Origin of the sequence: Alcaligenes sp. WGS1538, from assembly GCF_043187505.1 — a bacterium.
GTDB lineage: Bacteria > Pseudomonadota > Gammaproteobacteria > Burkholderiales > Burkholderiaceae_B > Alcaligenes.
This window is the reverse complement of record NZ_CP171109.1, coordinates 3,698,235-3,722,604: the sequence shown is the minus strand read 5'-3', so window position 1 is coordinate 3,722,604 and position 24,370 is coordinate 3,698,235. Positions and strand designations below refer to the sequence as shown.

Sequence of the window (24,370 nt, the reverse complement as noted above, 5' to 3'; positions counted from 1 at the left end):
TACGGGCTGCGGGCGTTTTCCTGAATATGGTATACAGTTTGGTGCCTAAACGAATCAGGCCCAGAGCGTGCGGGCGATCAGGGCGAGGGCGCTGAAGGTGCAGATCGTCAGCAGGAGGCGGCGCATCAGCGGCAGGCTGACCTTGTGCCTCAATTGCCCGGACAGGGCGAAGCCCAGGAGCATGAAGGGGTACAGCACGATGCTGAGCATGGCCTGCTGCAGGGTGAACAGGCCGGCCAGGATCAGCAGCAGCACGGACAGGCTGGCGCCCAGGAACAGGATCAGTCCCAGCGAGGCCCGCAATTGCGCGGGCGCCAGGTTCTGCATGGCGATAGCCAGCGCGGGGGCGCCCACGGAGGTCAGCGTGCCCATGATGCCCGAGGCCACGCCGGCCAGGCTCATGTTGCGGGTGCTGGGCAGGATGCGCAGGCCTCGGGCGGACAAGGCGACGGCGGCCAGGATGGCGACGGCAAAGCCCAGGTTGACGGCCTGCAGCGGCAGTTGCGTCATGGCCGTCACGGCCACCACGGAGCCGGCGGCGCGGCCCGCCAGCGCGCAGGCGACCACGCGCGGCGCAATATGCTGGCGTTCGCGCAGGGCGGCCAGCAGGGAGACGCTGCCGCCCAGGGCCAGCAGCGGGCCGGGCACCAGTTGCGGAAAGGTCAGCGCGGCGATGGGCGCCACCAGCATCGCAAAGCCGATGCCGCCCACCCCCTGCAGAAAGGCCGCCAGCACCACCAGGCCGGCCATGAGCAGCCAGGAAAGCGGATCCACCAGTTCAAGCAAGGTCATCATGGGCGTTTTTATCCTCTACCATGTATAAGGTATTCCAAGCTGATAATTCAGGCTTGAATCTCTTAGCGTTTTCCCCAGTTCGAGGCGTTTTTTTCTGATTCGAAAACGAAATTGAAGATAGTATACCGTTTATCGTTTCGGACGATGTCCAGAAAAATGACAAGGAAGGGGGATGCATGCAAAGCGACGTGGTGCTCAGTGCGGCGCACTGGGCGTATCTGATCAGTGTCCTGGTCATCATCATCACGATGATGTTCCGGGCCAATGTGGTGGTGCCGTCCGTGATCGGGACGCTGGCGGTGGTGACGGCCATGACGGGCAGTCCCATCCAGGGCTTGATCAGCATTTTCTCGGCCAGCTTCGTGGCCGCCCAGGAGCTGTTCAATATCTTCCTGGTGATCACCTTCATGACCGCGCTGCTCAACTCCCTGAAGCGGCTGGAGGCGGACGTGAAGATGGTGGCGCCGTTCCGCAAGGTCATGGTCAACAGCGCCTCGTCCTTTCTGATGATCGCGGCGGCGACCTATTTCATTTCCCTGTTCTTCTGGCCCACGCCGGCCGTGCCGCTGGTGTCGGCCATCCTGCTGCCGGCCGCCATCGCGGCCGGGCTGCCGCCCCTGGCCGGCGCCATGGTGATCGCCATCTGCGGCCAGGGCATGGCGCTGTCCTCGGACTACATCATCGGCGTGGCGCCGGGCATCAGCGCCAAGGCCGCCGGGGTGGGTGCGGACGTGGCCGTCCTGGCGGATCGCGCCCTGGTGCTGTCCTGGATCACCGGAGGCGTGGCGCTGGTGCTGGCCTTCGCGACCATGCGCCGCCATTTCAAGCCGGCCAGCAGCCGCTTGCTGGATGAGTGGATGCGCCGCGCGCCGGACAGCACGCTGGACGAAGTCGAATCCCAGGGCACGTACGACAAGGCGGAAATCGCACGCGGCACCTCGGGCAACGATCATACCGCGCACACAGGAATGACGCCGCGGGAAGAGCGCTGCTCGCGCATCCTGGCGGTGATCACCCCGCTGGCCTTCCTGGCCGTGATCGGCATCATGCTGCTGCCGCGCTTCATCCCCTCCCTGCCCGTACTGCGCGGCGGCGATGCGGCGGGGCTGGTGGGCGGGGTGGCCTTCATTTTGATGATGATCGCCACCTGCATGGCCGAAGGCCCGCGCCGCATGCTGGACACCTGTCCGGACCACATGACCGACGGTTTCGTGTTCGCCTTCCGCGCCATGGGCTCGGTGCTGCCCATCGCCGGCTTCTTCTTCCTGGGCGCCAGTGAAGCCACGTCCGCCATCCTGGGCACGCCGCTGGACCAGACGCCCAGCCTGCTGTTCGAGCTGATCTCGGCCGGCCAGCATCTCATTCCCGACAATCATTTCCTGGTGGCTTTCGGCGTGCTGCTGGTGGGCGTGATCTCCGGCATCGACGGATCGGGCTTCTCGGGTCTGCCGCTGACCGGCACGCTGGCCTCGGCGCTCAGCCCCGTGTCCGGCCTGGACGTGGAGACCCTGGCGGCCGTGGGCCAGATCGGCGCCATCTGGACGGGCGGCGGCACGCTGATCGCCTGGTCCTCGCTGATCGCCGTGGCCGGTTTTGCACGGGTGCACATCCTGGACCTGGTGCGGGCACTGACCTTGCCGGTGCTGGCCGGCATGGCGATCTCCACCATCTGCGCCGTGCTGGTGTTCGGGTGAAGGCCATGGGCGATGCGACTGGAAAACTGGATTGCGGCGCGACCTGGGCCGTGGCGACCGGGCATCCGCTGGCCGCCCGGGCCGCGCGCGAGGTGCTGGAACAAGGCGGCGGGGCGGTCGATGCGGCGATTGCGGCCGACGCCGTGATGGGAGTGGTCGAACCCATGGCCACCGGCATAGGCGGCGATCTGCTGGCCATGATCGCGGCGCCGGGCGCCGAGCCCGTGGCCTACAACGGCAGCGGCGCGGCGCCGCAGCTGCTGACGGCCGACGCCGTGTGCGGCCTGCCGGGGGAGCGCATCCCGGAGCGGCACGTGCTGTCCATCACCACGCCCGGCCTGGTGCGCGGCTGGTGGGACGTGCACCAGCGCTACGGCCGGCTGCCTTGGAGCCGGCTGTTCCAGCCGGCCATCCAGGCCGCCCGCGAGGGTTTCGCGGTGGCGGCCGTGGCGGCGCGGGAGTGGCGCATTTTTGATTTCGTGCTGCATAAGGATCCGGTCTGCGCCGCGCTGCACAGGGCGGGCAATCCGCCCGCCGCGGGCGAGCAGTATGCCAACCCGGAGCTGGCCGCCGTGCTGGAGGACATCGCCCGCGACGGCCCTGACGCCTTCTATCTTGGAAGGCCGGCGCAGCAGGCCGAGCAGGCGATGCGGCGGGTGCAGGGTTTGTTGCGCGCCGAGGACTTCCGGCGGCACCGAGGCTTTTTCTGCGAGCCGGTCAGGGCGCCGCTGGGCGACTACACCCTGTACGAATGCCCGCCCAACACGCACGGCCTGGCGGTGCTGGATGCCGTGCAGGCGGCCTGGAACCACGCCGGCGGCGATGAGGCCGAGGCCGAACTGGCGCTGGTCCGGGCGACGGAGCAGGCCATGGCCAATGCGGCGCGCGTGGTCTGCGATCCGGCGGGCAATACCGTGTGCACGGTGGTGGTGGACGGCAAGGGCCTGGCCGTGACCTTCATGTCCAGCATATTCAAGCGTTTTGGATCCGGCTACGCCGTGCCGGACTGCGGGTTCGTGCTGCAGAACCGGGGCTTCGGCTTTTCCACGCCCGGCCATGTGAATGGACCGGGGCCGGGCAAACGGCCCTATCACACCGTGGTGCCGTCCCTGGCCTTGCGGGGCGGTCGGTTTCACATGGGGCTGGGCGTGGTGGGCGGGTTGATGCAGCCGCAGGGGCAGATACAGATCTGGACTCGCGTGCTGCGTGACGGCCTGCCCTTGGAGCAGGCTTTGTTCGCGCCGCGCTGGCGTCTGGAAGCGGCAGGGCGACTGGCCCTGGAAGAGGGCTTCGACGTCGGGTGCGCGGCCTTCCTGCGCGAGCAGGGCTACGCGGCGCCGGACAAAGGGGTCGGCGAGCTGGCGGGCCGCAGCGATTTCGGCGGCGCCCAGGCCGTGGAGCGGCTGCCGGACGGCCGGCTGAAGGCCGTGTCCGATCCGCGCAAGGATGGCTGCGTGGCCGTGGCGTGAGCGAACAGGCAGGGTTATTACCTACTGAACAAAAAGGTAGACGGTATACAATATACCTAAATAGTCCAATCTTCATCTTTCGTCGGCTGCTGTAGAGACGACGTCTTTCACAAGGAAACAGTCATGGAAAAATTGCTGAACCGCGACGAATTTCGCGCTGCGCTGGAAACCGCCATCAAGGGCAAGAGCGCCAACACCTCTCCCTTCAGCATTGCCTGGGCCAGCGGCAAGCTGAGCCGCGAGCATCTGGCGCGCTGGGCGGAGAACCATTACCACTACGTGGGTCCCTTTGCCGACTACCTGGGCTATCTGTACGCCCGCACGCCGGCTGAATACGTGGAAGCCAAGGATTTCCTGCTGGCCAATATGTACGAAGAAGAGATCGGCGGCGACCGCCACACCGATTTGCTGATCCGCTTCGGCGAAGCCTGCGGCACCACTCGCGAGCGCATCGAGAATCCCGACAACATGAACGCCACCACACGTGCCCTGCAGGCCTGGTGCTATGCCATCGCCATGCGCGAAGACCCGGTGGTGGCCGTGGCCGGCCTGGTGGTGGGCCTGGAGTCCCAGGTGCCGTCCATCTACCGCAAGCAGACGCCCACCCTGCGCGAGAAATACGGTTTCACCGACGAGGAAGTGGAATTCTTCGATCTGCACATCGTCTCCGACGAGATCCACGGCGAGCGCGGCTACCAGATCGTGCTGGAGCACGCCAATACGGTGGAACTGCAGCAGCGCTGCCTGCGCATCTGTGAAATTGGCGCCGAGATGCGTCTACTGTATACCACTGCCTTGTACAACGATTACGTCAAGGACGAAATCAGCCTGCAGGAGCTGCAGCTGGAAGCGGCCTGAGCTGCCGAGCCGAGCGGGCGGATGGGCCGCCCGCCGACACAGAAACAAGGAAGCACAGCGGTGGACAATCTCAAGGACGCGGTATTTGACAACTATATAGGCGGGCAATGGCAGCCCAGCCGGAGCGGGCGCACGCAGCCCAACCTGAATCCGGCCGACCTGGACGACGTGGTGGGGAGCTTTCCCTTGTCCACGGTGCAGGACGCCCAGGCCGCGGTGGAAGCGGCCCAGGCGGCATTCGCCGGCTGGCGGGCCACGCCTATTTCGACCCGGGCGCGCATCCTGAACGCGGCGGCCGACTGGCTGGACGCCAATGCGGCGCGCATCGCCGAGGGCCTGACGCGCGAAGAAGGCAAGACGCTGGCGCAAAGCAAGATGGAAGTGGGCCGTTCGGCGCAGACGCTGCGTTTCTACGCGGTGGAAGGGCAGACCTACACCGGGGAGACCTTTCCGCAGGACGATGCGCAGCAGCTGGTCTACACGCAGCGCGAGCCGCTGGGCGTGGTGTCGGTGATCGCGCCCTGGAACTTCCCCATCTCCATTCCCGCCCGCAAGATCGCCCCGGCGCTCATCACCGGCAATACCGTGGTGTTCAAGCCTTCGTCCGACACGCCGCTGACCGGCTACTACCTGTGCGAGGCCTTTGCGCAGGCCGGCATACCCGCCGGGGTGCTGAACCTGGTGCAGGGTCGCGCCGGCGAGGTCGGCCCGGTGCTGGTGCAATCGCCCCAGGTGCGCGCCATCTCTTTTACCGGCTCCACCCGGGCGGGCGAGGACATCTGCCGGCAGGCGCGCATGAGCACACGCACCCAGATGGAACTGGGCGGCAAGAACCCGCTGATCGTGATGGAGGACGCCGACCTGGACCTGGCTGTGAAACTGGTGGTGCAGGGCGGTTTTTCCCTGAGCGGCCAGGCCTGCACCGGCACCAGCCGCGTGCTGGTGCATCGCCAGGTCAAGGAGGAGTTCACCCGCCGCCTGGTGGAAAAAGTGCGCGCCCTGACGGTAGGCAACGGGCTCACGGGCAGTCCGGACCTGGGACCCATCGCCACGCAGGGCCAGCTGGACAGCATTCTGGAATACGTGGCCATCGGCAAGCAGGAAGCCACCCATCTGCTGGGCGGCGAGCGGCTGACGGAGGGCGAATACGCCCGCGGCCTGTTCATGACGCCGGCCGTGTTCACGGACGTGACCCAGCAGATGCGCATCGCCCGCGAGGAGATCTTCGGGCCGGTGATCGCTCTGCTGGAGATCGACTCCTACGAGCAGGCCCTGGCGATGGCCAATGACACCGAATACGGCCTGTCGGCCGCCATCGTGACGCGCAGCGCCGAGTATGCGCACCGTTTCGCCACGGACATCGAGGCCGGCACGGTCAAGATCAACCGCACGACCACGGGCAATTTGATCAATGCGCCCTTCGGCGGCCTCAAGCAGTCCAGCACCTCCACGTTCCGCGAGTCGGGCAGGGCGGGGCTGGAGTTCTACACCCAGATCAAGACCGTGTATCGCGGCATCTGAGATTCATCAACCAGGAAGATTGAGAAGGCATATGAAAAAAATCCTACGTCTCGAACAGCGCGAAGCCCGTCTGATGGTGGATGCGGCGATTGCCAAGTCCAAGGAGATCGGCGTACTGGAGACGGTATGCGTGGTCGACGAAGGCGGTTATCCCATCGTGCTCGAGCGCATGGACGGAGCGCGCATCACCGGGGCGCAGATCGCCTGGAACAAGGCGTTCACGGCGGCCGGCCACAAGCGTTCCACGCATCTGTTCACCACGCCGCCCAATGGCCCGGCCCTGCCCGGCAACGAGGCCTTCGGCATCCAGTTGAGCTTTGAAGGGCGCTTTGCGGCCTTCGTGGGCGGCTATCCCATCGTGGTCAACGGCGAAGTGATAGGCGGGATCGGCCTGAGCGGCGGCAATGGCGAGCAGGACACCGCCGCCGGCGTGGCCGGGCTGCAGGCCTTGGCCGAGGCGCTCAAGGGCGAGGGGCTGGACGTGCTGGTCCAGGCCGACATCAAGAAGTAAGAGCATCAGGAGGAAGGGTCATGGCCCATCGTGTCGACATCAAGGAAACCGGCGAGCAGTTCTGGGTGGAGCCGCAGGAGAGCATCCTGCAGGCGGCCCGGCGGCAGGGCGTGCGCATTCATAGCGACTGCGAGTTCGGCGGATGCGGCACCTGCCGCATCCAGGTGACGCGCGGGCAGGTCTGCTACGAGGACGACTGCCTGCCCATGAGCATTGCCGACGAGGAGCACGAGCAGGGCCATGCCGCCGCCTGCCAGGCGCGGCTGACGGGCGACATCGAGATCAGCCTGGCCAGCCATATGGATGTGCTGCCGCAGGCGCAGCAGCTCACGGCGCGGGTGCACAGCGTGGAGCGGGCCTGCCAGGGCATCTGGCGCCTGGTCCTGCAGTTGCCGGCGGACGTCGCGGTGGACTTCCGTCCGGGCCAGTACCTGAACATCTTGTTCGAGGATGGACGGGCGCGCAGCTTCTCCATGGCCAACGCCGATGCGCGCAGCGGCCGGCTGGAACTGCACGTGCGGGAAGTGGAGGGCGGGCGTTTCACCCAGGCGCGCCTGCCGGGACTGCAAGCGGGCGAGGAGCTGCGACTGGAGCTGCCGCTGGGCCTGTTCTATTGGCGCGAGCGCGACTGGCGACCCATGGTGATGGTGGCCACGGGTACAGGCATCGCTCCCATCAAGGCCATTCTGGAGTCCCTGCTGGACAACGACGACTGTCCGCCGGTCAGTCTGTACTGGGGCATGAACCGCCCCGAAGACCTGTACCTGGCGCAGGAGATCGAATCCTGGGCAGACCGCCTGTGCGAGTTCCGCTTCGTGCCCGTGCTGTCGCATGCGGACGAGCGCTGGGACGGGGCGCGAGGCTATGTGCAGCAGCAGGTCTGCCGGGATGTGCCGGACCTGTCGGAACACGCCATTTATCTGTGCGGCTCGCCGGTGATGATCGAGCAGGCGCGCGCCTTGTTCAAGGAGCATGGCGCGGACGAGCGGTTCATGTACGCCGACGCGTTCAATTTCCAGGCCGACGCGCCCGCCGTGGAAGCATCGGCCGCCTAGGCGCCGTGGGGCAGGTGATCCTGCTGGGGATGGTTCTTGTCCCGGTTCTTGCGGCCTGGGAACAGGTCCGCCAGGCGGGGCAGGTTGATCAGGGGGATGCGGCGGCGCAGATGCTTGCGCTGGGCCAGGTGAGGCAGCAACTGCTCGCCGACCGGACGCTGCAGATAGCGAAGTTCGACGGGGGTTTTCATGATGGTCTCGATAAAACGGTTTTGATGAATTAAGTATACCGCAATAGGGGTTTCTACTCAAACGAGCGGAAATTTGTGTCTAAAAACAAGAAAAATCGTTGCCTGAACAGCACGTTTTTCAAGTTGGTATACCGTTCGTGGGTTTTCAGGCGGTCAGGGCTGGCAATCCGGTCGCAACATTGGCAGCAAGCAGGAGGCCTTATGCCAACCATTACCTTTCACAAGAATGGCCAGGTCCATGTGGGCGAGGTGCAGGAGAACACCAACCTGGTGGTGCGGGCGGGAATCAAGCAGTTCCCCTTTCCCCACCTGACCTACGGTTGCGGCATGGGCAAGTGCGCCAAGTGCGCCTGCCGCGTGCTGGAGGGGGCCGAGCATCTGCCGGCCGCCAACTGGAAGGAAAAGAAACAGCTGGGCGAGCGCCTGGACCAGGGCTGGCGCCTGGCGTGCCAGTTATGGATCAGCCAGGACATCGCCCTGGAGCAAGCCGATACACAGGAGGTGCAGTGATGTACGTGGTGCTGACCAGCAAGCCGGGCGAGTACCGCACGGAACCGGGCGCGGGCGTGGAGACGGTGGCGGCGTATGAATACCATTTCCACGGCCGGCTCAAGGCGATCTTCGCCATTGCCCGCGTCCAGGACGGATCGCGCGTGCGCATCGTGGAGGAGACCCCGGGCGGGACCGTCAACGACATCCCCACCCGGCAGATGGAGAAATTCGATACGCGGGAGCAGGCCTATGAGGAGCTGGCAGCCCTGACCCGTTTCGGCACCATGGAGGCCGAGCTGCGTGAATGCGCACAGTTCCGTGCCGACGGACGGAACGTCTCCGCCTCCATGCAGGGGCGCTTTCAGCGTTACGTCGGGACGGCCTCGAGCGAGCCCGCCGTGAACGGCGAGGCTGGCGTGAAGGCGCGTGGTCAGCAACAAACCTGAGGTAGCAGAACATGGTTCAGATTACATTTGCATCGAACAACGACCTGGTGGTGTCGGCGGCGGAGAACAGCAATCTGCTGCGCGTATCCATCCGCGAGCGCGGCGGCATTCCTTTCAAGTGCGGCGGCGGCATCTGCGGCACCTGCAAGTGCCGCATCACCGAGGGACTGGACAACACCGACGCGGTCAAGCCCAAGGAACACAAGCATCTGTCCGCCGAGGATCTGGCACAGGGCTTTCGCATGGCGTGCCAGACCTTCGTGCGCGGCGACGTCACGGTGGCCTGGTAGGCCGGGAGAGCGCGCATGCTGCATCTGACGGATCAGGAACTGCACGAGCTGCTGGACGCACCCGCCGTCCAGGCGGCGCTGGAGGAAGCCTTCGGGGAATTCGGGCGCGCGCAGGCCGCGCAGCAGCGCCGCTTGCGCACCGAGGCGGGCGGCATACGCCTGTCCACGCTGGGGGCGGTGATTCCCGGCCAGCAGGTGGCCGGGGCCAAGATCTACACCACGGTGCGGGGGGCCTTCAATTTCGTGATCGTGCTCTTTGACACGGTCAGCGGCGCCGCCCTGGCAAGCTTCGAAGCCGGGGCCATCACGCAATGGCGCACGGCGGCCTGCTCGGTGCTGGCGGCGCGGCGCGGCGCGAGCCCGCAGTCGCAGACGCTGGGCGTGCTGGGCCTGGGCGCCCAGGGCGTGGCGCATGCGCGCCAGTTCTGCCAGGCGTTCGATCTGCGCCGCGTGCTGGTGTGGAGCCCCGGCGTGGACGAGGAGCGCTGCCGCCGGCTGGAACTGGAGTGCGACGTGCCGGTGCGCGCCGCCAGTCCCGAGGAGATCGCCGCCCAGGCGGACATCCTGGTGACGGCCAGCCGCAGCCGCGAGCCGCTGTTCGACGGCCGTGCGCTCAAGCCGGGCTGCTTCGTGGCGGCTGTCGGCTCCAGCCTGCCCACGGCGCGCGAACTGGACGATGCCTGCCTGCGCCGCGCGCAACGCGTGGTGGTGGAATGGGCGCCGCAGACGCTGGCCGAGGCCGGGGACTTGATCCTGGCTGCGCCGGATTGCGGCGTGCAGGACAAATTGTGCGAATTGAGCGACTGGCTGGGGCTGGGCCCCGGCCAGGGCTACGATGAACAGGGCATTTGCGTGTATAAATCGGTGGGTGTGGCGATCGAGGATATTGCCGTGGCCGGGCTGGCGTATCGCCGCCATCGGCTCAGGCAGGCGCAACAGGAACAGGCCCTCGCCCACTGAACAGACATAGAACAATTCAAGCATGTTGGGGGTAGACAATGGGAATGGCAGGCTTTTCTTCACAAGGCGAATTCAAGCAGGCGCTGACCCGGGACTACAACCGCATCAACAGCAGCATCTTCGCCTCCGGCGTGGTGACGCTGAAGATCGATGTGCACGAAGACCGGATCAGCATGTTGGCCGTCCACAAGCGCCAGCCGGCGCTGCAGGCCCTGAGCCGTGAGAACGCGCACATCGCCGACCTGGCCGATCTGTACCTGATCAAGGCCTTCAAGAAGGAGATGAAGCAGGTTCTGGTGGAGCAGTACGGACTGGACGTGGTGGCGATCTTCAAGGATTACGACGCCAGCGCGGAACTTTCCTCCACCATGGTGTTGTTGAAAAAGGGGGTGTGAACGCAGCGGCGCCGGCGCGAGCCGGCTCCCTGAATTCGCCATCCATGACAAGAAGCTGACTGGTAGACAGTCTTGTTGTCCTTTCGCCGCGGACCGGACGCCTTGAGCGCGCCGGCCCGCGGGCCCGATCCCGGCATGCGCGGGACGGGTCACGGAAGCCGCCGACAGGAAGCACTCACATACCGCCGGCCTCGGGCACTGGGACGTCCCAGGGCCGGAGGCCGGCTTTTTTTTGGAGACAAGAAAATGGCCTATGTAGCCGATTTGCTGGATGCATTGAACGTGATCACGGGAGGCCGCATGGTCTCCTGTATGGATGAGGTCAAGCATGGCCATCACCCCTTCGTGATCTGGAAGTCCTCGGGAATCTACGGCAAGGAGGTGCTGGAGATCCCGGGGCTGATCCATGGCGATCCCAACAAGGAGATCCGCAAGGTGGCCGTGTGCATGACCATGTCCGAGCTGAGCATCGAGCTGGCGGGGGCGACCGGCGTGGACGCCATCGTGGCCCACCATCCCATTGCCGATGCCGCAAGCTGCGGCGGCGTCACCTTGAAGGATTACCTGAACCTGTATGGCGTGGCCGCGCTGGAGTGCCATGAAGCCTTTCACGGCCTGCACCCCGGCATCGCCTTCCTGCATGGCCACAAGGTGCGCAAGAGCGATATTTCCTATGGCGGCATCCATGGCAATGTCATGTTCGTGGGCGAGCCGCTGGAGGGCGTGCGCACGCTGGGAGACATGCTGGCCCGCCTGGACGGTTTCATGGGGCTGGACCTGGAGGAGCAGATCCTGCAGGCCGAGCGCCGCATCAAGGGCAACGAGGACATCCAGGAAACCAGCACGCTGACGCGCGGCGCCATCCGCCTGGGCCGGTCCGACAGTCCGGTCAGCCGCATCCTGCACATCTTCCCGCACACGGGCTTCAGTCCCGAGCATCTGCGCCAGGCCGTGGCCGAGAACCCCGGGGTGGACACGGTGCTGGCCTCCATCAGCCGCGTCTACGACGGCCACGCCCTGATCGAATGCGCCCGCGAACTGGGCCTGAACTTCCTGGTGGGCAACAGCCACGTGCTGGAGATCCTGGAGAACGGACTGCCGTTGGCCTATGCGCTGAGCGCCTTGCTGGACGGGGTGGAGGTCGTGGTCTTCCGCGATCGGGTCACGTCCACGCCGGTCCACCAGGTGGGCGGCACGCGCCTGCGCGAGTATGCCCAGCATTTTTCCACCGTCCACTTGATGGGCAAGAATGTATTGAGCTTCCAGTAGGTCCCATCCCCCAAGACGGAGAGAGACATGGATAACAAAACCATGGAAATCGACAAGGTCGTGCATTCCCCGCCGGCGGGCCGCCGGCCTCTGGAGCGCATCGAAGTCGTGGGCCTGGCCTTGCTGGCCCTGGCCATGCTGACGCTGTTCTTCTTCCCGGCCACGCTGTCGGGCGCCTTCGACACGGTGCTCAACAAGGTCAAGCCCGTGGTGGTGGACGTGTTCCTGACCGGTCAGGTCGGGGTGGCGGTCATCATCAGCGTGATCATCGGGCGCCTGCTGGAGCGCCTGGGCTTCACCGACGCCATGATGCGGGTGTTCATGCCGGCCATGCGCGCCATCGGCATCAATCCGGCCGTGATCATCCCCAGCGTGTACAACATCTTCGGCGACATCAACGCCGCCGGCCGCATCTCCGGCCCGCTGCTGCGCCAGGCGGGCGCCACGCGCGACGAGCAGAAGATCGCCGTGGCCACCATGGTGCAGTCCCAGCAGTCCTTTTCCACCTTCATGCTGGGCATGATGGCCCTGACGTTCGCCGGCGTGAACGTATTCGCCGTGGTCCTGATCGCCATCTTCGGACCTTTGCTGCTCTCGCCGCTGATCCTGTCGCGGCTGGTGTACCGCGACGTGCGTTCGGTGGACCTGCTGGCCGCGCCGCGCTTCACGCCCGACATCGATTTCGCGCCCATGCTGTTCAAGGCGGCGCGTGAAGGCGTGGAGCTGCTGCTCCTGATCCTGATCCCCGCCGTGGCCCTGGTCTTTTGCGTGATCGGGCTGCTGGATCACATCGGCGTCTGGCAGCCGGTCAGCAGTCTGCTGGAGCGCGCCTTGCTGGCCATGAACATCCATCCCGAAACCGGCGTGCTGGCCATGCTGGTCAGTCCGACCCTGGCCATGGGCAAGCTGCAGGCCATGGCCTCCACCCTGGATCCGTCCCTGGTGGTGGGCTCTTTCGTACTGGCCTCCTCGGGCCTGCCCCTGTCGGCGGTGTTCGGCCAGATTCCGGTGGTCTGGGCGGAATGCTCCGATCTGACGGAAAAAGAAGCCATGAAAGCCGCCGTTCTGGGCATCGTGATGCGTCTGCTGACGGCCGTGGGCCTGGCCGTGCTGTTGACTCCGCTGATCACCTGACGTTTGGCCGCCGTTTCCCCCTTTTGGAGCGCCGCTTGCGGCGCTCTTTTTTTGCTTAGGCGCCTTTGCCATCTTACTGACACAAAACTTTAACAGGACTGAAAGAACTCTTGTTTAACCTGAACCTGTCTTGGTTTTCATGTCGGGGCGGCGCTTGCGTCCCGGTTCTTTAAATTTATGTCATCCCCTGTCAGCCGGGTCCATGGGCGGCCTGCATCCCAAGCTCATGTTTTTGCCTCCTGGCGCGCGGCCGGCCATTCGCGAGGGCGGGCCGCCGGCAGGCGGGGAATGACGCGGCGCGCCCGCGCAAGGGGGGACCTGCCATGAGCCACGCCACCGTTACCGTGCTGAGCGGGCATGGCAGCAAGTCGCCGGCCGCCATCCTGGTCGAGGCCCGCGGCCTGCGCCTGCTGCTCGATGCCGGCGGCCCCCTGTATCCGGGCCAGCGCTGCGATTGGCACCAGGGCCTGGAAGTGGACGCCGTGCTGCTGACCCACGACCATCAGGACCACATGGGTTCCCTGCACCTGCTGCCCGAGCATGTGCCGGTCTACGCCACCGCGGCGACGGCGCGCTGCCTGCCGCCGGGCCGGATCTGGCGTGAGCTGCCCACGCGGGGCGTCACGTACATCGATGGCGTGGCGGTGCAGACCGGCCTGTCGGGCCATGCGCTGGGCGGGGTCTGGCTGCACCTGGACGTGGGCGGGGGCGTGTTCTACAGCGGCGATTTCTCCTGTGAATCCCTGCTGTTTCCCTTCGACCTGCCGCCGCCGGCGCAACTGGCGTTGCTGGATGCGTCCTACGGACTGTACGACCAGTCGCGCCAGGTGGCTGCGGTGGCCCTGGACCAGTTGCTGGAAGGCCAGCCGGCCCTGTTGCCCGTGCCGCCCACCGGTCGCGCCATCGAGATCGCCCTGTGGCGTCACCAGCTTGGCCACGCGGACTGGAGCATGGATGCCGAATGCTATGAAAACCTGACCCGCCTGGTCTACCAGAGCGGGGACCTGCTGCTGCCGGGGGTGCAGCAGGAGCTGCGCGAACTGATGCCGCGCGCGGCCGTGTTCGACCCGGATGCGCATCTGGTGCTGGCCGGCGATCCGGACGGAATCAGCGGCATGGCGGGCGAACTGATACGCAAGGGCGGGCCGGGCGCCTTCGCCGGCGCGGATTCGCTCACGGGGCGCCTGCTGGTCCATACCGGCTATGTGGCGCCGCATGCGCCGCGCGGCACCCATGTGCTGTGCTGGAATGTCCATCCGCGTCTGACGGACCTGCGCTGGCTGGCGGACATGCTGCAGCCGCGCTATTGCATGCCCTTGTTCACGCCCATGCACGACCTAGCCACCTGGCGCAGCGTGCTGGGGCATTCCTTGAGCCTGGACGGCCGCTGGGAGCTGGAGGCGGCCAGCGGCGTGGTGTCGGCCTGAACCGGCCTTATGCCGTATAGCGCTCCAGCAGGGCGTCGCGCCGGGCCGCGTCCAGATTCAGGGCCTGTCGGGTGTAACGTTCGAAGCCGCCGTGCTCGCGGTCTATGGTCTTGAAGGCCGTTTCCAGGAACTCGGGCTCCACGCCCCACAGGATCTCCAGCACTTCTTCGCTCAGGCCGCGGTTGTCGGGCAGGTCGGGGCGGCGGAACAGCCGGCGCGTCAGCAGATAATCGTGCATGACGTCGTCCGGCCCCACTCCGGCCGCCCGATGCAGCAGCGCCACGGCAAAGCCGGTGCGGTCCTTGCCGGCGGTGCAGTGCATCACTACGGGCGCGTCCGCCTCCAGCAGCTGGTCGAAGACCTGCGCGAAGGTGGCCGAGTGCTGCGTCACGAATTCCGTGTAGGTCTTGTTCATGACCTTGCGCGCCATGTCGGCGTCGAGCCGGCCCTGGCTCGCCATGGCGGCCAGGTCAGGCAGGATGGTGGGCTCCACGGTCAGGGCGTGGCTGGCCAGGAAGTCGTACTGGTAGGGCGAGCGCTGGCGCTCGTGCGCGCCGCGAAAGTCCAGCGAACGGGCGATGCCCAGTTCCTGCAGGATGCGCAGGTCCTGCGGGCTGAGGTCGGCCAGATGATCGGATCGGTATACGCGGCCTTTGCGGAAATGACCCGCGCCCGCGGCGTAGCCGCCGATGTCGCGGAAATTGCTGGCTCCTTCCAGGGGGCAGGAAAGGGAGGCGGGGGGCGGCGATACGGACACGGCTGACTCCTTTTGAAACAGGGCGAAAGTCCCATGTTAACGGTCTTGCGCGACACGCGCATGTCAAGGGGGCGGAACCCTGTCCGCGCATACGGGCAGGCTGGGTATTTTCCCTAAAAACGCGCCTTGCCCGCCGCCTTTTCGTTGACACCTTAATCACTATGTATATACTTTTTTGAACCACATCCGCTTGCTCCGCCTGAGCTGTTCAGGCAGGCGGGGGGCAAGCATGATCCCGCGGCGCCGCCCTGGCTGCGGGGCCGGTGGCAAACGGCCGGGCTAGTCGGGACGGTCGATCCTGTCGTTGAACTTCACATAAAAATGAACGGGCGTGCCGGCCGACCAGGTTTCGGACCGCCCCTTGGAGGAGTACGAGAAATGCGGATCAAATCCCTGATCAATGCCTGTGCCATGACCCTGACCATGACGCTGATGGCCGCGCCCGTGCACGCCCAGGACCTGCTGGCGCGCATCAAGAACGCCGGCGAGCTGGTGGTGGGTACGGAAATGCAGTTCGCCCCTTTTGATTTCCACGAGAACGGGCAGCAGACCGGCTTCAACAAGGATCTGTTCGGCGCGGTGGCCGAGAAGCTGGGCGTGAAAGTGCGCTTCATCGACCTGCCCTGGCCCAGCGTGCTGCCCGGGCTGGACGCCAGCAAGTTCGACATGGGCGGAGGCCCCATCCTGGTGACGCAGGCGCGCAAGGAGCGTTACGCCTTCACCCTGCCGGTGGCCGACGGCACCGTGGCCCTGCTCAAGAGCGCCAAGAACGACGCCCTGCAAAAACCCGAGGACATTGCCGGCCTGACGGTCGGCGGCAGCAAGGGCTCGGCGCAGCTCGAGCAGCTCAAGACCTTTGCGGCCACGCTGCCCAAGCCCGTGGAGGTGAGGGAGTACGTGGACAACAATCAGGCCTATGCCGACATCGTTTCGGGCCGTCTGGCGGCCGTGGGCAATTCCATCACCAATATCGCCTACGTGGCCAAGCAGCGGCCCAAGATGTTCCAGGTGGTGCAGCCGCCGTTCGGCAAGAAGGTCTATTTCGCCTATTTCATGCGCAAGGACGAGGATAGCCGCTCCTTGCTGGAGGCCTTCAACAAGGCGCTGGGAGAGATGCGCGCCGATGGTTCGCTGGCCAAGCTGCAGCAGAAGTGGTTCGGCATGGAAATGGACGTGCCCACGGCGGATTTCCAGCCCGAGGTCTGATGCGCCGGCGGCGCCCCGGACGGCGCCGCCTCCTTCGCATGGACGCCCGGGCCTTTGCTCCGGGCGCCCGCCAAGAGGTAAGAATCATGCTTGAGTTCGATGTTGCGCTCGATGCCATGCCCCTGCTGGTGCAGGCGGCGCGCATGACGCTGTTCGTGTCGGCGGTGGGCCTGGCGCTGGGTTTCGTGATCGCCGTGCTGGTGGCCTCGGCCAGCCTGTCGGCGTCGCCGCTGCTGCGCCGCGCGGCGGGCGCCTATGTCTTCGTGTTCCGCGGCATCCCGCTGCTGGTGCAGTTGATGGTCGTGTTCTATTTCCTGCCTGTCATCGGCGTGAACGTCCCGCCCCTGGTGGCGGCCATCGTGTCCATTTCCCTGTGCGAGGGCGCCTATATCGGCGAAATCCTGCGCGGCGGCTTCATGGGCATTCCCAAGGGGCAGATGGAAGCCACGCAACTGCTGGGCTTTTCTCCCTTGCAGACCCTGCTGCGCATCCAGGTGCCGCAGGCGCTGCGCCTGACCACGCCCGCCCTGGTCAATGAAATGATCATGCTGGTCAAGGCCTCGTCGCTGATCTCGGTGGTCGGCGTGACCGAGCTCACGCGCATGGCCCAGAACATCGCCGCCAACACCTTCCTGCCCATGGAAATCTACCTGAGCGCCGCCCTGGTGTATTTCGTGATCAACGGGGCGCTGTCGGTGCTGGGGCACCTGGCCGAGCGCCGCTTCGGGAGGACGGTCTGATGAATATCGATTTCGGCGTACTGGCCGAGTACTGGCCGGCCATAGGGCGCGGCTTCCTGATGACGGTGTTCTGCTGGGTGGTCTCGGTGGCGCTGGGCATGGCGCTGGGTTTCATGATTGCGGTGCTGCAGCAGTACGGCGGGCCGGCGGCGCGCGCGGTGCTGCGTGTCTACATCGAGGCGATACGCACCACGCCCTTCCTGGTGCAGTTGTTCGTGCTTTATTACGGGGGGCCCACGATAGGCCTGGATCTGTCCGCGCTGCAGGCGGGCGTCCTGGGGCTGACGATCTACGGCAGCGCCTATTTCGCCGAGGTGTTCCGCGGCGGTTTCGCCGCTGTGCCCAAAGGGCAGGTGGAGGCGGCCGAATTCCTGGGGCTGTCGCGGCTGGACGTGATCTGGCGTGTCAAGCTGCCGCAGATGCTGGTCATCATCACGCCGTCCCTGCTGAATCTGATCATCATCCTGAGCAAGGAAACCGCCATCCTGTCCATCGTCACCGTTCCGGAACTGACGGCCGTGATGGTGCAGATCGGCAATGAACAGTTCGCCTACCTGGAAACCACCCTGGTGCTTTGCGTGGCCTACCTGATCCTGGTGGCCGTGACCGAGCGGCTGGGACGCTGGGCCGAGGCCCGCAGTTGCCGCTTCCTGGCGCGTTGAGCCGGGCAAGCAAGGAGACAAGACATGGACAAGACGATAAGCCCTGTTCCGGCCCGCGACCCGGCCTGCCTGGTCGAGGTGCGCAACATCAGCAAGAGCTATGGATCGGTGCAGGTGCTCAAGAACATCTCCATGGGCGTGCGCCGCTCCGAGGTGACCTGCATCATCGGCCCGTCGGGCTCGGGCAAGAGCACCCTGCTGCGCTCGCTGGCCTTTCTGGAGGAATACGACAGCGGCGAGGTGCTGATCGAAGGACAGTTGCTGGGCTACGTGGACAAGCCGGACGGGCGCCGCGTCAAGGCGAGCCGCGCCGAGCTGAACCAGGTGCGCCGCCATGTGGGCATGGTGTTCCAGCAATTCAATCTGTGGCCCCACATGACCGCGCTGGGGAACGTGGCCGAGGCGCTGCTGCGCGTCAAGCGCCTGCCTCGCGAACAGGCCCTGCAGAAGGCCCGCGACATGCTGGGCAAGGTCGGCCTGGCGGACAAAGTGGACTACTACCCGGTCAATCTGTCGGGCGGGCAGCAACAGCGCGTGGCGATTGCGCGCGCATTGGCCATGGAACCGCATATCATGTTGTTTGACGAACCCACCTCGGCCCTGGACCCGGAACTGGTGGGCGAAGTCCTGCAGGTCATGAAGGAGCTGGCCCGCGAAGGCATGACCATGGTGGTGGTGACCCATGAAATGGGCTTTGCGGCCCAGGTGGCGGATCGGGTGGTCTTCATCGACAAAGGCGAGATCGCCGTGACGGGCAATCCCCGCGAGGTCTTCTCGCAGGCCACGCAGCCGCGCCTGAAGCAGTTCCTGCAGAATTACATCGAACGCAACGCTTTCTGGGACCGCACCTGTTCCACCGACGCCGGCCAGCCGCGGGCGGCGGTGGCCTAGGGTCCTTAACCGGAATTTTTCAAGGAAGAACCATGTTTGAGCATCTGAAGGCCTATGGCGGCGACCCGATTTTCCGTCTGGGCGAGGCATTTCACGCCGATCCGCGCGAGCGCAAGGTCAACCTGACGGTGGGCCTGTACTACGACGAGCAGGGCCGCCTGCCCCTGCTGGACGTGGCCCGCCGGGCCGAAGACCAGTGGGCCGCCAAGGGCCTGCCGCGCGGCTACCTGCCCATCGAGGGACTGGCTTCGTACCGCGAGGCGGTGCAGAAGCTGGTGTTCGGCGCCGACAGCAAGGCGCTTGCCGAAGGCCGTGTCGCCACCATCCAGACCCTGGGCGGCACCGGCGCGCTCAAGGTGGGCGGGGACTTCCTGCACGATGCCTATCCGCACAGCGAGATGTGGATCAGCGATCCGGCCTGGGACAACCACCATGCCATCTTCCAGGGCGCGGGCATTCCCACCCACACCTACCGTTATTACGACGCGGCCACGCGCGGGCTGGACTTCGCCGGCCTGATGCAGGACATTGCCGCCTTGCCCGAGCGCAGCATCGTGCTGCTGCATCCCTGCTGCCACAACCCCACCGGCGCGGACCTGAGCGATGAGCAGTGGCTGGAGCTGATCCCCGTGCTGCAGCAACGCAAGCTGATCCCCTTCCTGGACATGGCCTACCAGGGCTTCGGCCGCGGCCTGGACGAGGACGCCTTCGCCGTGCGCGCCATGGCGGATGCCGGCATGACCTTCCTGGTGGCCAACTCCTTCTCCAAGAACTTTTCCTATTACTCCGAGCGCTGCGGCGGGCTGTCCGTGGTCTGCCAGAGCGCCGAGGAAGCCGGCCGCGTGCTGGGCCAGCTCAAGGCCGTGGCCCGCCGCATCTACTCCAATCCGCCCTCGCACGGCGGCCAGGCCGTGGCCACGGTGCTGGCCGATCCGGCCCTGTTCGCGGAATGGAAGGCGGAAGTGGAGGCCATGCGCCAGCGCATCGCCCAGATGCGCCAGCTGGTGCACGAGCGCCTGAAGGAAATCGCCCCGCAGTACGACAGCAGCTATTTCGTCAAGCAGCGCGGCATGTTCTGCTACACCGGCCTGAGCCTGCCCCAGCTGGAGGCGCTGCGACGCGACTACGGCGTGTACATCATCGACTCGGGCCGCATCAGCGTGCCCGGCCTGAACACGTCCAATGTCGATTACTTCGCCCAGTCCCTGGCCGCCGTGGTGGCCCAGGAAACCGCCCAGGCATAGGAGCTCCCATGACCACCGTCTCGCCGTCCCTGGACGACTCCCTGGAAATCCTGCGCGATGCCGATCGCATGGCGCCCTATATGCAGGACGCCAGCGGCGAGGCGGCGGACCAGCCGCCCGCGCAGGTCGCGCGTCCGCGCAATACCGAAGAAGTGGCCGCTTTCCTGCGCCATTGTCATGAGCAGGGCCGGCCCGTCTGCATCCAGGGCGGCCTGACGGGGCTGGCGGGCGGCGCCGTGCCCGGCCGGAATGAGGCGGTGTTGACACTGGAGCGCATGAACCAGGTGCTGGATTTCGACCCGGTGGGCGGCACGGTGCGGGTGCAGGCCGGCATGGTGCTGCAGGCCTTGTGCGACTACGTGCAGGAGCGCGGCTGGTATTTCCCCATGGACCTGGGCGCGCGCGGTTCCTGCCAGATCGGCGGCAACGTGGCGACCAACGCCGGCGGCAACCGCGTCCTGCGCTACGGCACCATGCGCGAGCTGGTGCTGGGCCTGGAGGCGGTGCTGGCGGACGGCATCGTGCTGTCCATGCTCAACCGGGGACTGAAGAACAACACCGGCCTGGACCTGAAGCACCTGTTCATCGGCACGGAAGGTACGCTGGGCGTCATCACCCAGGTGGTGCTGCGCCTGTTTCCCCTGCCGCAACGCCGCTACAGCGCCTTGCTGGCGCTGGAGGATTTCCCCAGCGTCGTGGCCCTGCTGCACAGGGCGCGCGGGGCGCTGGCGGAACTGTCCTCGTTCGAGGTGATGTGGCAGGACTACCTGCAGGCGGCCGCGCAGCGCCTGGACTGCCGCGCGCCCTTCGATGCGGCCCATCCTGTCTATGTGCTGCTGGAGATGGAGGGGCGGGACCGTCCCGAATCCGAAGCCCTGCTGGAGCAGTTCCTGGGCGAATGCCTGGAAGCGGGCGTGGCGGTGGACGCCATCCTGCCGCAAAGCCAGGAACAGGCCGCCCAGCTATGGCGCCTGCGCGACGCCATCGGGGAGATCCTCTCGGGCATGAAGCCCTACGTGGCCTTCGACGTGGGCATCCCGCTGGAGCATACCGACGCCTTCGTGCGCGACATCCGCCAGGCGCTGTCCGAGGCCTATCCCCAGGCGCGCCACCTGTTCTTCGGCCACCTGGGCGACGGCAATCTGCACCTGTCCACCGGACCGCATGCGCCCGATGATCTGCTGGCCGTGGAAGAAAAGGTGTACCAGGCCGTGCAGGCCGTGGGCGGCAGCATTTCCGCCGAGCATGGCATAGGCCGCATCAAGAAGCCTTTTCTGCACTACAGCCGCAACGCCGTCGAGCGCGACCGCATGCGCGCCATCCTGCAGTTGCTGGATCCGCAGCAGATACTGAATCCGGGACGCGTGCTGGATCGCTAGGCCACTTGGCGCGAGGCCGTGTTCTTTACAGCTTTGCGCGCTTTCTTGAAGCGTTTCAGGTCGCTGACGGCGAAGAGCTGGCTGCGGCCTATGGCGCTGCTTGCCTGGAGGCGGCCGTCGTTGACGCAGCGGCGGAAGGTGGACATGGATATTTCCAGATATCCGCAGGCTTCTTCTGCAGTGAAATAGTCGCCGGACAGATGGCCGAACAGTTCGTCGTGGCTCAGGTCTTTTTCCTGGAACGCTTTCTTGGCAAGCAGGACGAAGAATTTCTGCCGTTCGGTTTCCGGCATCTGCTTCAGGTCCTGGAAGAGTTCTTCGGCGGTGATGGCATGGGGCATGGTGCTATCGTCCTGATCGTAAATATCGTTTGAGGTCAGCGTCGAAATTTTCGTGGGGCCCAATCAGGTAAAAATCGATGATGGGCGAGGCTCCAGATCCCGTGTCAGCGGGCGAGCGGCAGTGGTACGCGATCAGGAGCTCTTGTTGCTGGAAGTAGAATTTGTAGACCCTGATGGCCAGCAGATCGCCGGCCTTGACAGCGCCGATCCAGGGCTTGTCGCAAATGTCCTGCACGGCATCTTCGATGGCGAGCTGGAAAGGCTTACGAGCCTTTTTCACAAAACGACTGAACGGCGGCTTGTAGTTCGGCGTCACGGTTCCAGCTCCATGATAGAGATATTATGACATTTTTTCAACCCATAAATGAATTGAAAAAATGTCGTCGAGCGTCTATCTATCATTTTGCCCGTCGGCGTTCATGAAACGGTCTTCAGGCAGGAGCTTTGGATCCAGCCCGATCTATTCGGGCGTGGCTGCGGCGGTCGGGTTCAGCGCCCGCGCCAGCATGTCCTGGTTCAGGCGCTCCTGCTGGCGTCCCCGGTTGAGCAGCCAGCGGTGGAATTCGCGGCTTTGCAGGGATTCGAAGACGCCTGCCCGCCAGGTCAGCACATAGGGCCAGGGCAGGGGCAGGGAAAGCGAGAAGGGCAGCACGAGCTGCCCTGTGCGCAGTTCGCGCTCGATCATGGAGCATTGCGCCAGCACGAAGCCCTGGCCGGCCACGGCGGAGTCTATGGCCATGTGGGACAGGGAAAAGATCCGGAAACTGTCCAGCGGCGCGTCGCCGCTGTCCACGCCGGCCGCCTCGAACCACTCGCGCCAGGAGGGCGGAGAGGTGAAGCGCGGCTGCCAGTCCGAGGACAGCAGGGGGCAGGCCAGCAGGTCGCGCGGATGGCGCAGGGCCGGCTTGCCCTGGAGCAGGACGGGACTGCAGGCCGGAACCACGCGGTCCGTGTACAGCTGCGCCGAGCCATTGGGGCGCGGCCCGGCCTGGCCGTAGGTGATGCGGAAATCGATGCGCTCGGCCTCCAGGTCCGGCTCGGCGTGGCTGCCTTTCAGATGCAGGGTCAGGCCGGGGTCGTGCTGCTCCTGCCAGTCGAAGGCGAGCGGCGCCACCCAGGTCTTGAGCAGGGACGGCACGGCGCTGATGGACAGCAGGCTGGTGTTGCGCGAACGCTCCATTTCCTGCCGCCCCTCGCGCAACAGTTCGAAAGCCTGCGAGCAGATGTCGTGGAAGCGGCTGCCGGCGGCGGTCAGGCGCAGGCGCTTGCCTTCCTTGTAGGTCAGGCTGCAGCCCAGGCTTTCTTCCAGCAATCGCAATTGCTGGCTGATGGCGCCGGGAGTGATCTGCAGGCGGCGGGCGGCTTCGTTCAGGCTCTGGCTGTGGCCCAGGGTTTCAAATACCTGCAGGGCGCGCAGGGGGGGCAGTTTGTCCATGGCGGCAGAGGTCCGTGACAGGCGGAGCAGGAGAAAGGTTTCAGGTTTAGAAATTCTAAACAATAAGCGAATTGGCCTGTGTCTGATTGAGGTTATCATGAAGTCGTCAAAAGGAGCATGCCGCGCCGAGCATGCCGTTCATCCTGAATCGGGGGTAGAAAATCATGTTTGTACGCAATGCCTGGTATGTGGGAGCCCTGGCCAAGGACGTGGGCCGCGCACTGTGTCCGGTGCGCATGCTCAGCGAGAACCTGGTGCTGTACCGCCGCGAGGACGGCCAGGTCGTCGCCCTGGAGGATTCCTGTCCGCATCGCCGCCTGCCCCTGTCCAAAGGCCGCCTGATCGGCGACCAGGTCGAGTGCGGCTACCACGGCCTGACCTTCGATTGCAGCGGCGCCTGTACCAAGGCGCCCGGCACGGCGCAGATTCCCAAGAGCGCCGTGGTGCGCAGCTACCCCTGTGCCGAACGCTACGGCATGGTCTGGGTCTGGATGGGCGAGGCCGCCCTGGCAGACGAATCCAAGCTGATCGAGATCGCCGAATGGGACGATCCCGAGTGGGGCGTGAACAGCGGCGACGCCATGGAGCTGAACTGCAACTACCTGTATGTCACGGACAATCTGCTCGATCCTTCGCACGTGTCCTGGGTGCACCAGACCTCCTTCGGCAGCCCCGACATCATCGGCCTGCCGCTGGAAGTCAAGGTGCAGGACAGCGGCGTGACGGTGTCGCGCTGGTCCAGGAACGTGGAGGTGGCCCCCTTCTACAAGCAGTTCGTGAAATTCGCCGGCAACTGCGATCGCAAGCAGCAGTACGAAGTGCGCTTTCCTTCCCAGGCCGTCATCCGCGCGGTCTTCCTGCCGGCCGGCGCGGCCACCGAAGATCCCGCGCAGTTCCACCCCGACGTGTTCTTGATGGACTCGTACAATTTCCTCACGCCGGTGGACGAGGAGCGCACACGCTACTTCTGGTTCCAGCTCCGCAATTTCAGCCCCAACGACGAAGAGATCTCCAAGGTGTTCAATGAAGACGTGCGGCACGCCTTCATGGAAGACAAGGTCGTGCTGGAGCAGGTGCACAAGGGGCTGAAAGAGCGTCCCGCCGCCCTGGATCTGCCCATCGATTCCGGCCCCATGCGTTTTCGTCGCAAGATCAGCCAGTTGATCGAGGCCGAGCAGGCCCCGGCCCCGGTCGAGGCCTGAGCAGGA

General features: G+C 65.5%; 27 protein-coding genes. 21 read left to right on the top strand and 6 right to left on the bottom strand.

Going from position 1 to position 24,370, the window contains the following annotated elements:
* Positions 1-54: 54 nt before the first annotated feature.
* The gene (locus ACF3ND_RS17365; RefSeq protein ID WP_394062713.1) at positions 55-795 is read right to left on the bottom strand and encodes a sulfite exporter TauE/SafE family protein; all 741 of its coding nucleotides are present in this window, start codon (positions 793-795) and stop codon (positions 55-57) included.
* A 176-nt stretch (positions 796-971) separates the two neighbouring features.
* On the opposite strand from ACF3ND_RS17365, the gene ACF3ND_RS17360 reads away from it, so the two are divergent.
* From ACF3ND_RS17360 to ACF3ND_RS17335, 6 genes are all read left to right on the top strand, one after another.
* Positions 972-2,489 (top strand): hypothetical protein, encoded by a 1,518-nt coding sequence (locus ACF3ND_RS17360; RefSeq protein WP_394062711.1) that lies wholly within the window; start codon positions 972-974, stop codon positions 2,487-2,489.
* A gap of 5 nt (positions 2,490-2,494) precedes the next feature.
* Complete coding sequence (locus tag ACF3ND_RS17355) at positions 2,495-3,958, top strand: gamma-glutamyltransferase family protein (RefSeq protein ID WP_394062709.1); 1,464 nt, start codon at positions 2,495-2,497, stop codon at positions 3,956-3,958.
* Between the two features lie 123 nt (positions 3,959-4,081).
* On the top strand, positions 4,082-4,816 hold the full coding sequence (locus ACF3ND_RS17350) for a TenA family transcriptional regulator (RefSeq protein WP_394062707.1): 735 nt from the start codon (positions 4,082-4,084) through the stop codon (positions 4,814-4,816).
* A gap of 60 nt (positions 4,817-4,876) precedes the next feature.
* Complete coding sequence (locus ACF3ND_RS17345; RefSeq protein WP_394062706.1) at positions 4,877-6,337, top strand: aldehyde dehydrogenase family protein; 1,461 nt, start codon at positions 4,877-4,879, stop codon at positions 6,335-6,337.
* A 31-nt stretch (positions 6,338-6,368) separates the two neighbouring features.
* On the top strand, positions 6,369-6,848 hold the full coding sequence (locus ACF3ND_RS17340; RefSeq protein ID WP_394062704.1) for a heme-binding protein: 480 nt from the start codon (positions 6,369-6,371) through the stop codon (positions 6,846-6,848).
* Between the two features lie 20 nt (positions 6,849-6,868).
* Positions 6,869-7,903 (top strand): 2Fe-2S iron-sulfur cluster-binding protein, encoded by a 1,035-nt coding sequence (locus ACF3ND_RS17335; protein WP_394062702.1) that lies wholly within the window; start codon positions 6,869-6,871, stop codon positions 7,901-7,903.
* On the opposite strand, the gene ACF3ND_RS17330 is transcribed toward ACF3ND_RS17335, so the two are convergent.
* Positions 7,900-8,094, bottom strand: coding sequence for a hypothetical protein (locus ACF3ND_RS17330; protein ID WP_394062700.1), 195 nt, complete (start codon positions 8,092-8,094; stop codon positions 7,900-7,902). The two genes, ACF3ND_RS17335 and ACF3ND_RS17330, sit on opposite strands and share 4 nt — an antisense overlap.
* Before the next feature lie 201 nt (positions 8,095-8,295).
* Here ACF3ND_RS17330 and ACF3ND_RS17325 point away from each other — a divergent pair, with 201 nt between their 5' ends.
* The 8 genes from ACF3ND_RS17325 to ACF3ND_RS17290 all read left to right on the top strand — a co-directional run bounded on the left by ACF3ND_RS17325 (position 8,296) and on the right by ACF3ND_RS17290 (position 14,507).
* Entirely contained in the window at positions 8,296-8,604 is a 309-nt protein-coding gene (locus ACF3ND_RS17325; protein ID WP_394062698.1) for a 2Fe-2S iron-sulfur cluster-binding protein, read from the top strand.
* On the top strand, positions 8,601-9,032 hold the full coding sequence (locus ACF3ND_RS17320) for a ferredoxin (RefSeq protein WP_394062696.1): 432 nt from the start codon (positions 8,601-8,603) through the stop codon (positions 9,030-9,032). Before ACF3ND_RS17325 ends, ACF3ND_RS17320 begins: the two co-directional genes overlap by 4 nt.
* Before the next feature lie 11 nt (positions 9,033-9,043).
* Positions 9,044-9,322 (top strand): 2Fe-2S iron-sulfur cluster-binding protein, encoded by a 279-nt coding sequence (locus ACF3ND_RS17315; RefSeq protein WP_394062694.1) that lies wholly within the window; start codon positions 9,044-9,046, stop codon positions 9,320-9,322.
* Between the two features lie 15 nt (positions 9,323-9,337).
* Positions 9,338-10,282 (top strand): ornithine cyclodeaminase family protein, encoded by a 945-nt coding sequence (locus tag ACF3ND_RS17310; protein WP_394062692.1) that lies wholly within the window; start codon positions 9,338-9,340, stop codon positions 10,280-10,282.
* A 44-nt stretch (positions 10,283-10,326) separates the two neighbouring features.
* Positions 10,327-10,677, top strand: coding sequence for a DUF2294 domain-containing protein (locus ACF3ND_RS17305; protein ID WP_394062690.1), 351 nt, complete (start codon positions 10,327-10,329; stop codon positions 10,675-10,677).
* Between the two features lie 246 nt (positions 10,678-10,923).
* Positions 10,924-11,946, top strand: a complete 1,023-nt coding sequence (locus tag ACF3ND_RS17300) for a Nif3-like dinuclear metal center hexameric protein (protein WP_394062688.1) — start codon at positions 10,924-10,926, stop codon at positions 11,944-11,946.
* A gap of 27 nt (positions 11,947-11,973) precedes the next feature.
* Positions 11,974-13,080 (top strand): hypothetical protein, encoded by a 1,107-nt coding sequence (locus ACF3ND_RS17295; RefSeq protein WP_394062686.1) that lies wholly within the window; start codon positions 11,974-11,976, stop codon positions 13,078-13,080.
* 323 nt (positions 13,081-13,403) lie between these two features.
* Entirely contained in the window at positions 13,404-14,507 is a 1,104-nt protein-coding gene (locus tag ACF3ND_RS17290) for an MBL fold metallo-hydrolase (protein ID WP_394062684.1), read from the top strand.
* Between the two features lie 7 nt (positions 14,508-14,514).
* On the opposite strand, the gene ACF3ND_RS17285 is transcribed toward ACF3ND_RS17290, so the two are convergent.
* Positions 14,515-15,264, bottom strand: coding sequence for a tyrosine-protein phosphatase (locus ACF3ND_RS17285; RefSeq protein ID WP_394062682.1), 750 nt, complete (start codon positions 15,262-15,264; stop codon positions 14,515-14,517).
* Between the two features lie 378 nt (positions 15,265-15,642).
* Between ACF3ND_RS17285 and ACF3ND_RS17280 the strand changes: the two genes are divergently transcribed.
* The 6 genes from ACF3ND_RS17280 to ACF3ND_RS17255 all read left to right on the top strand — a co-directional run bounded on the left by ACF3ND_RS17280 (position 15,643) and on the right by ACF3ND_RS17255 (position 21,386).
* Positions 15,643-16,470 carry a transporter substrate-binding domain-containing protein gene (locus ACF3ND_RS17280; protein WP_394062680.1) on the top strand — a complete coding sequence of 276 codons (828 nt, stop codon included), beginning with the start codon at positions 15,643-15,645 and terminating at the stop codon, positions 16,468-16,470.
* Positions 16,471-16,556: 86 nt separating this feature from the next.
* Entirely contained in the window at positions 16,557-17,210 is a 654-nt protein-coding gene (locus ACF3ND_RS17275) for an amino acid ABC transporter permease (RefSeq protein WP_394062678.1), read from the top strand.
* The gene (locus ACF3ND_RS17270; RefSeq protein ID WP_394065862.1) at positions 17,207-17,872 is read left to right on the top strand and encodes an amino acid ABC transporter permease; all 666 of its coding nucleotides are present in this window, start codon (positions 17,207-17,209) and stop codon (positions 17,870-17,872) included. The genes ACF3ND_RS17275 and ACF3ND_RS17270 overlap by 4 nt, the downstream gene beginning before the upstream one ends.
* Positions 17,873-17,896: 24 nt before the next feature.
* Complete coding sequence (locus ACF3ND_RS17265) at positions 17,897-18,763, top strand: amino acid ABC transporter ATP-binding protein (RefSeq protein WP_394062676.1); 867 nt, start codon at positions 17,897-17,899, stop codon at positions 18,761-18,763.
* A gap of 32 nt (positions 18,764-18,795) precedes the next feature.
* Entirely contained in the window at positions 18,796-20,007 is a 1,212-nt protein-coding gene (locus ACF3ND_RS17260; RefSeq protein WP_394062674.1) for an aromatic amino acid transaminase, read from the top strand.
* Positions 20,008-20,015: 8 nt separating this feature from the next.
* Complete coding sequence (locus ACF3ND_RS17255; protein WP_394062672.1) at positions 20,016-21,386, top strand: FAD-binding oxidoreductase; 1,371 nt, start codon at positions 20,016-20,018, stop codon at positions 21,384-21,386.
* Here the strand turns inward: ACF3ND_RS17255 and ACF3ND_RS17250 are convergent.
* The 3 genes from ACF3ND_RS17250 to ACF3ND_RS17240 form a co-directional block, all read right to left on the bottom strand.
* Positions 21,383-21,727 carry a helix-turn-helix domain-containing protein gene (locus ACF3ND_RS17250; protein WP_394062670.1) on the bottom strand — a complete coding sequence of 115 codons (345 nt, stop codon included), beginning with the start codon at positions 21,725-21,727 and terminating at the stop codon, positions 21,383-21,385. The two genes, ACF3ND_RS17255 and ACF3ND_RS17250, sit on opposite strands and share 4 nt — an antisense overlap.
* A 4-nt stretch (positions 21,728-21,731) precedes the next feature.
* Complete coding sequence (locus tag ACF3ND_RS17245; RefSeq protein ID WP_394062668.1) at positions 21,732-22,043, bottom strand: type II toxin-antitoxin system RelE/ParE family toxin; 312 nt, start codon at positions 22,041-22,043, stop codon at positions 21,732-21,734.
* A 144-nt stretch (positions 22,044-22,187) separates the two neighbouring features.
* Positions 22,188-23,162, bottom strand: a complete 975-nt coding sequence (locus tag ACF3ND_RS17240; protein ID WP_394062666.1) for a LysR substrate-binding domain-containing protein — start codon at positions 23,160-23,162, stop codon at positions 22,188-22,190.
* Positions 23,163-23,326: 164 nt separating this feature from the next.
* Here ACF3ND_RS17240 and ACF3ND_RS17235 point away from each other — a divergent pair, with 164 nt between their 5' ends.
* The gene (locus ACF3ND_RS17235) at positions 23,327-24,364 is read left to right on the top strand and encodes a Rieske 2Fe-2S domain-containing protein (RefSeq protein WP_394062664.1); all 1,038 of its coding nucleotides are present in this window, start codon (positions 23,327-23,329) and stop codon (positions 24,362-24,364) included.
* The last annotated feature ends 6 nt before the right edge of the window (positions 24,365-24,370 follow it).

Coding starts and splice junctions, on each gene's coding strand:
- ACF3ND_RS17365 (WP_394062713.1), bottom strand. CDS start 795: ATGATGACCTTGCTTGAACTGGTGGATCCGCTTTCCTGGCTGCTCATG.
- ACF3ND_RS17360 (WP_394062711.1), top strand. CDS start 972: ATGCAAAGCGACGTGGTGCTCAGTGCGGCGCACTGGGCGTATCTGATC.
- ACF3ND_RS17355 (WP_394062709.1), top strand. CDS start 2,495: ATGGGCGATGCGACTGGAAAACTGGATTGCGGCGCGACCTGGGCCGTG.
- ACF3ND_RS17350 (WP_394062707.1), top strand. CDS start 4,082: ATGGAAAAATTGCTGAACCGCGACGAATTTCGCGCTGCGCTGGAAACC.
- ACF3ND_RS17340 (WP_394062704.1), top strand. CDS start 6,369: ATGAAAAAAATCCTACGTCTCGAACAGCGCGAAGCCCGTCTGATGGTG.
- ACF3ND_RS17335 (WP_394062702.1), top strand. CDS start 6,869: ATGGCCCATCGTGTCGACATCAAGGAAACCGGCGAGCAGTTCTGGGTG.
- ACF3ND_RS17330 (WP_394062700.1), bottom strand. CDS start 8,094: ATGAAAACCCCCGTCGAACTTCGCTATCTGCAGCGTCCGGTCGGCGAG.
- ACF3ND_RS17325 (WP_394062698.1), top strand. CDS start 8,296: ATGCCAACCATTACCTTTCACAAGAATGGCCAGGTCCATGTGGGCGAG.
- ACF3ND_RS17315 (WP_394062694.1), top strand. CDS start 9,044: ATGGTTCAGATTACATTTGCATCGAACAACGACCTGGTGGTGTCGGCG.
- ACF3ND_RS17310 (WP_394062692.1), top strand. CDS start 9,338: ATGCTGCATCTGACGGATCAGGAACTGCACGAGCTGCTGGACGCACCC.
- ACF3ND_RS17305 (WP_394062690.1), top strand. CDS start 10,327: ATGGCAGGCTTTTCTTCACAAGGCGAATTCAAGCAGGCGCTGACCCGG.
- ACF3ND_RS17300 (WP_394062688.1), top strand. CDS start 10,924: ATGGCCTATGTAGCCGATTTGCTGGATGCATTGAACGTGATCACGGGA.
- ACF3ND_RS17295 (WP_394062686.1), top strand. CDS start 11,974: ATGGATAACAAAACCATGGAAATCGACAAGGTCGTGCATTCCCCGCCG.
- ACF3ND_RS17290 (WP_394062684.1), top strand. CDS start 13,404: ATGAGCCACGCCACCGTTACCGTGCTGAGCGGGCATGGCAGCAAGTCG.
- ACF3ND_RS17280 (WP_394062680.1), top strand. CDS start 15,643: ATGCGGATCAAATCCCTGATCAATGCCTGTGCCATGACCCTGACCATG.
- ACF3ND_RS17275 (WP_394062678.1), top strand. CDS start 16,557: ATGCTTGAGTTCGATGTTGCGCTCGATGCCATGCCCCTGCTGGTGCAG.
- ACF3ND_RS17265 (WP_394062676.1), top strand. CDS start 17,897: ATGGACAAGACGATAAGCCCTGTTCCGGCCCGCGACCCGGCCTGCCTG.
- ACF3ND_RS17260 (WP_394062674.1), top strand. CDS start 18,796: ATGTTTGAGCATCTGAAGGCCTATGGCGGCGACCCGATTTTCCGTCTG.
- ACF3ND_RS17255 (WP_394062672.1), top strand. CDS start 20,016: ATGACCACCGTCTCGCCGTCCCTGGACGACTCCCTGGAAATCCTGCGC.
- ACF3ND_RS17250 (WP_394062670.1), bottom strand. CDS start 21,727: ATGCCCCATGCCATCACCGCCGAAGAACTCTTCCAGGACCTGAAGCAG.
- ACF3ND_RS17240 (WP_394062666.1), bottom strand. CDS start 23,162: ATGGACAAACTGCCCCCCCTGCGCGCCCTGCAGGTATTTGAAACCCTG.
- ACF3ND_RS17235 (WP_394062664.1), top strand. CDS start 23,327: ATGTTTGTACGCAATGCCTGGTATGTGGGAGCCCTGGCCAAGGACGTG.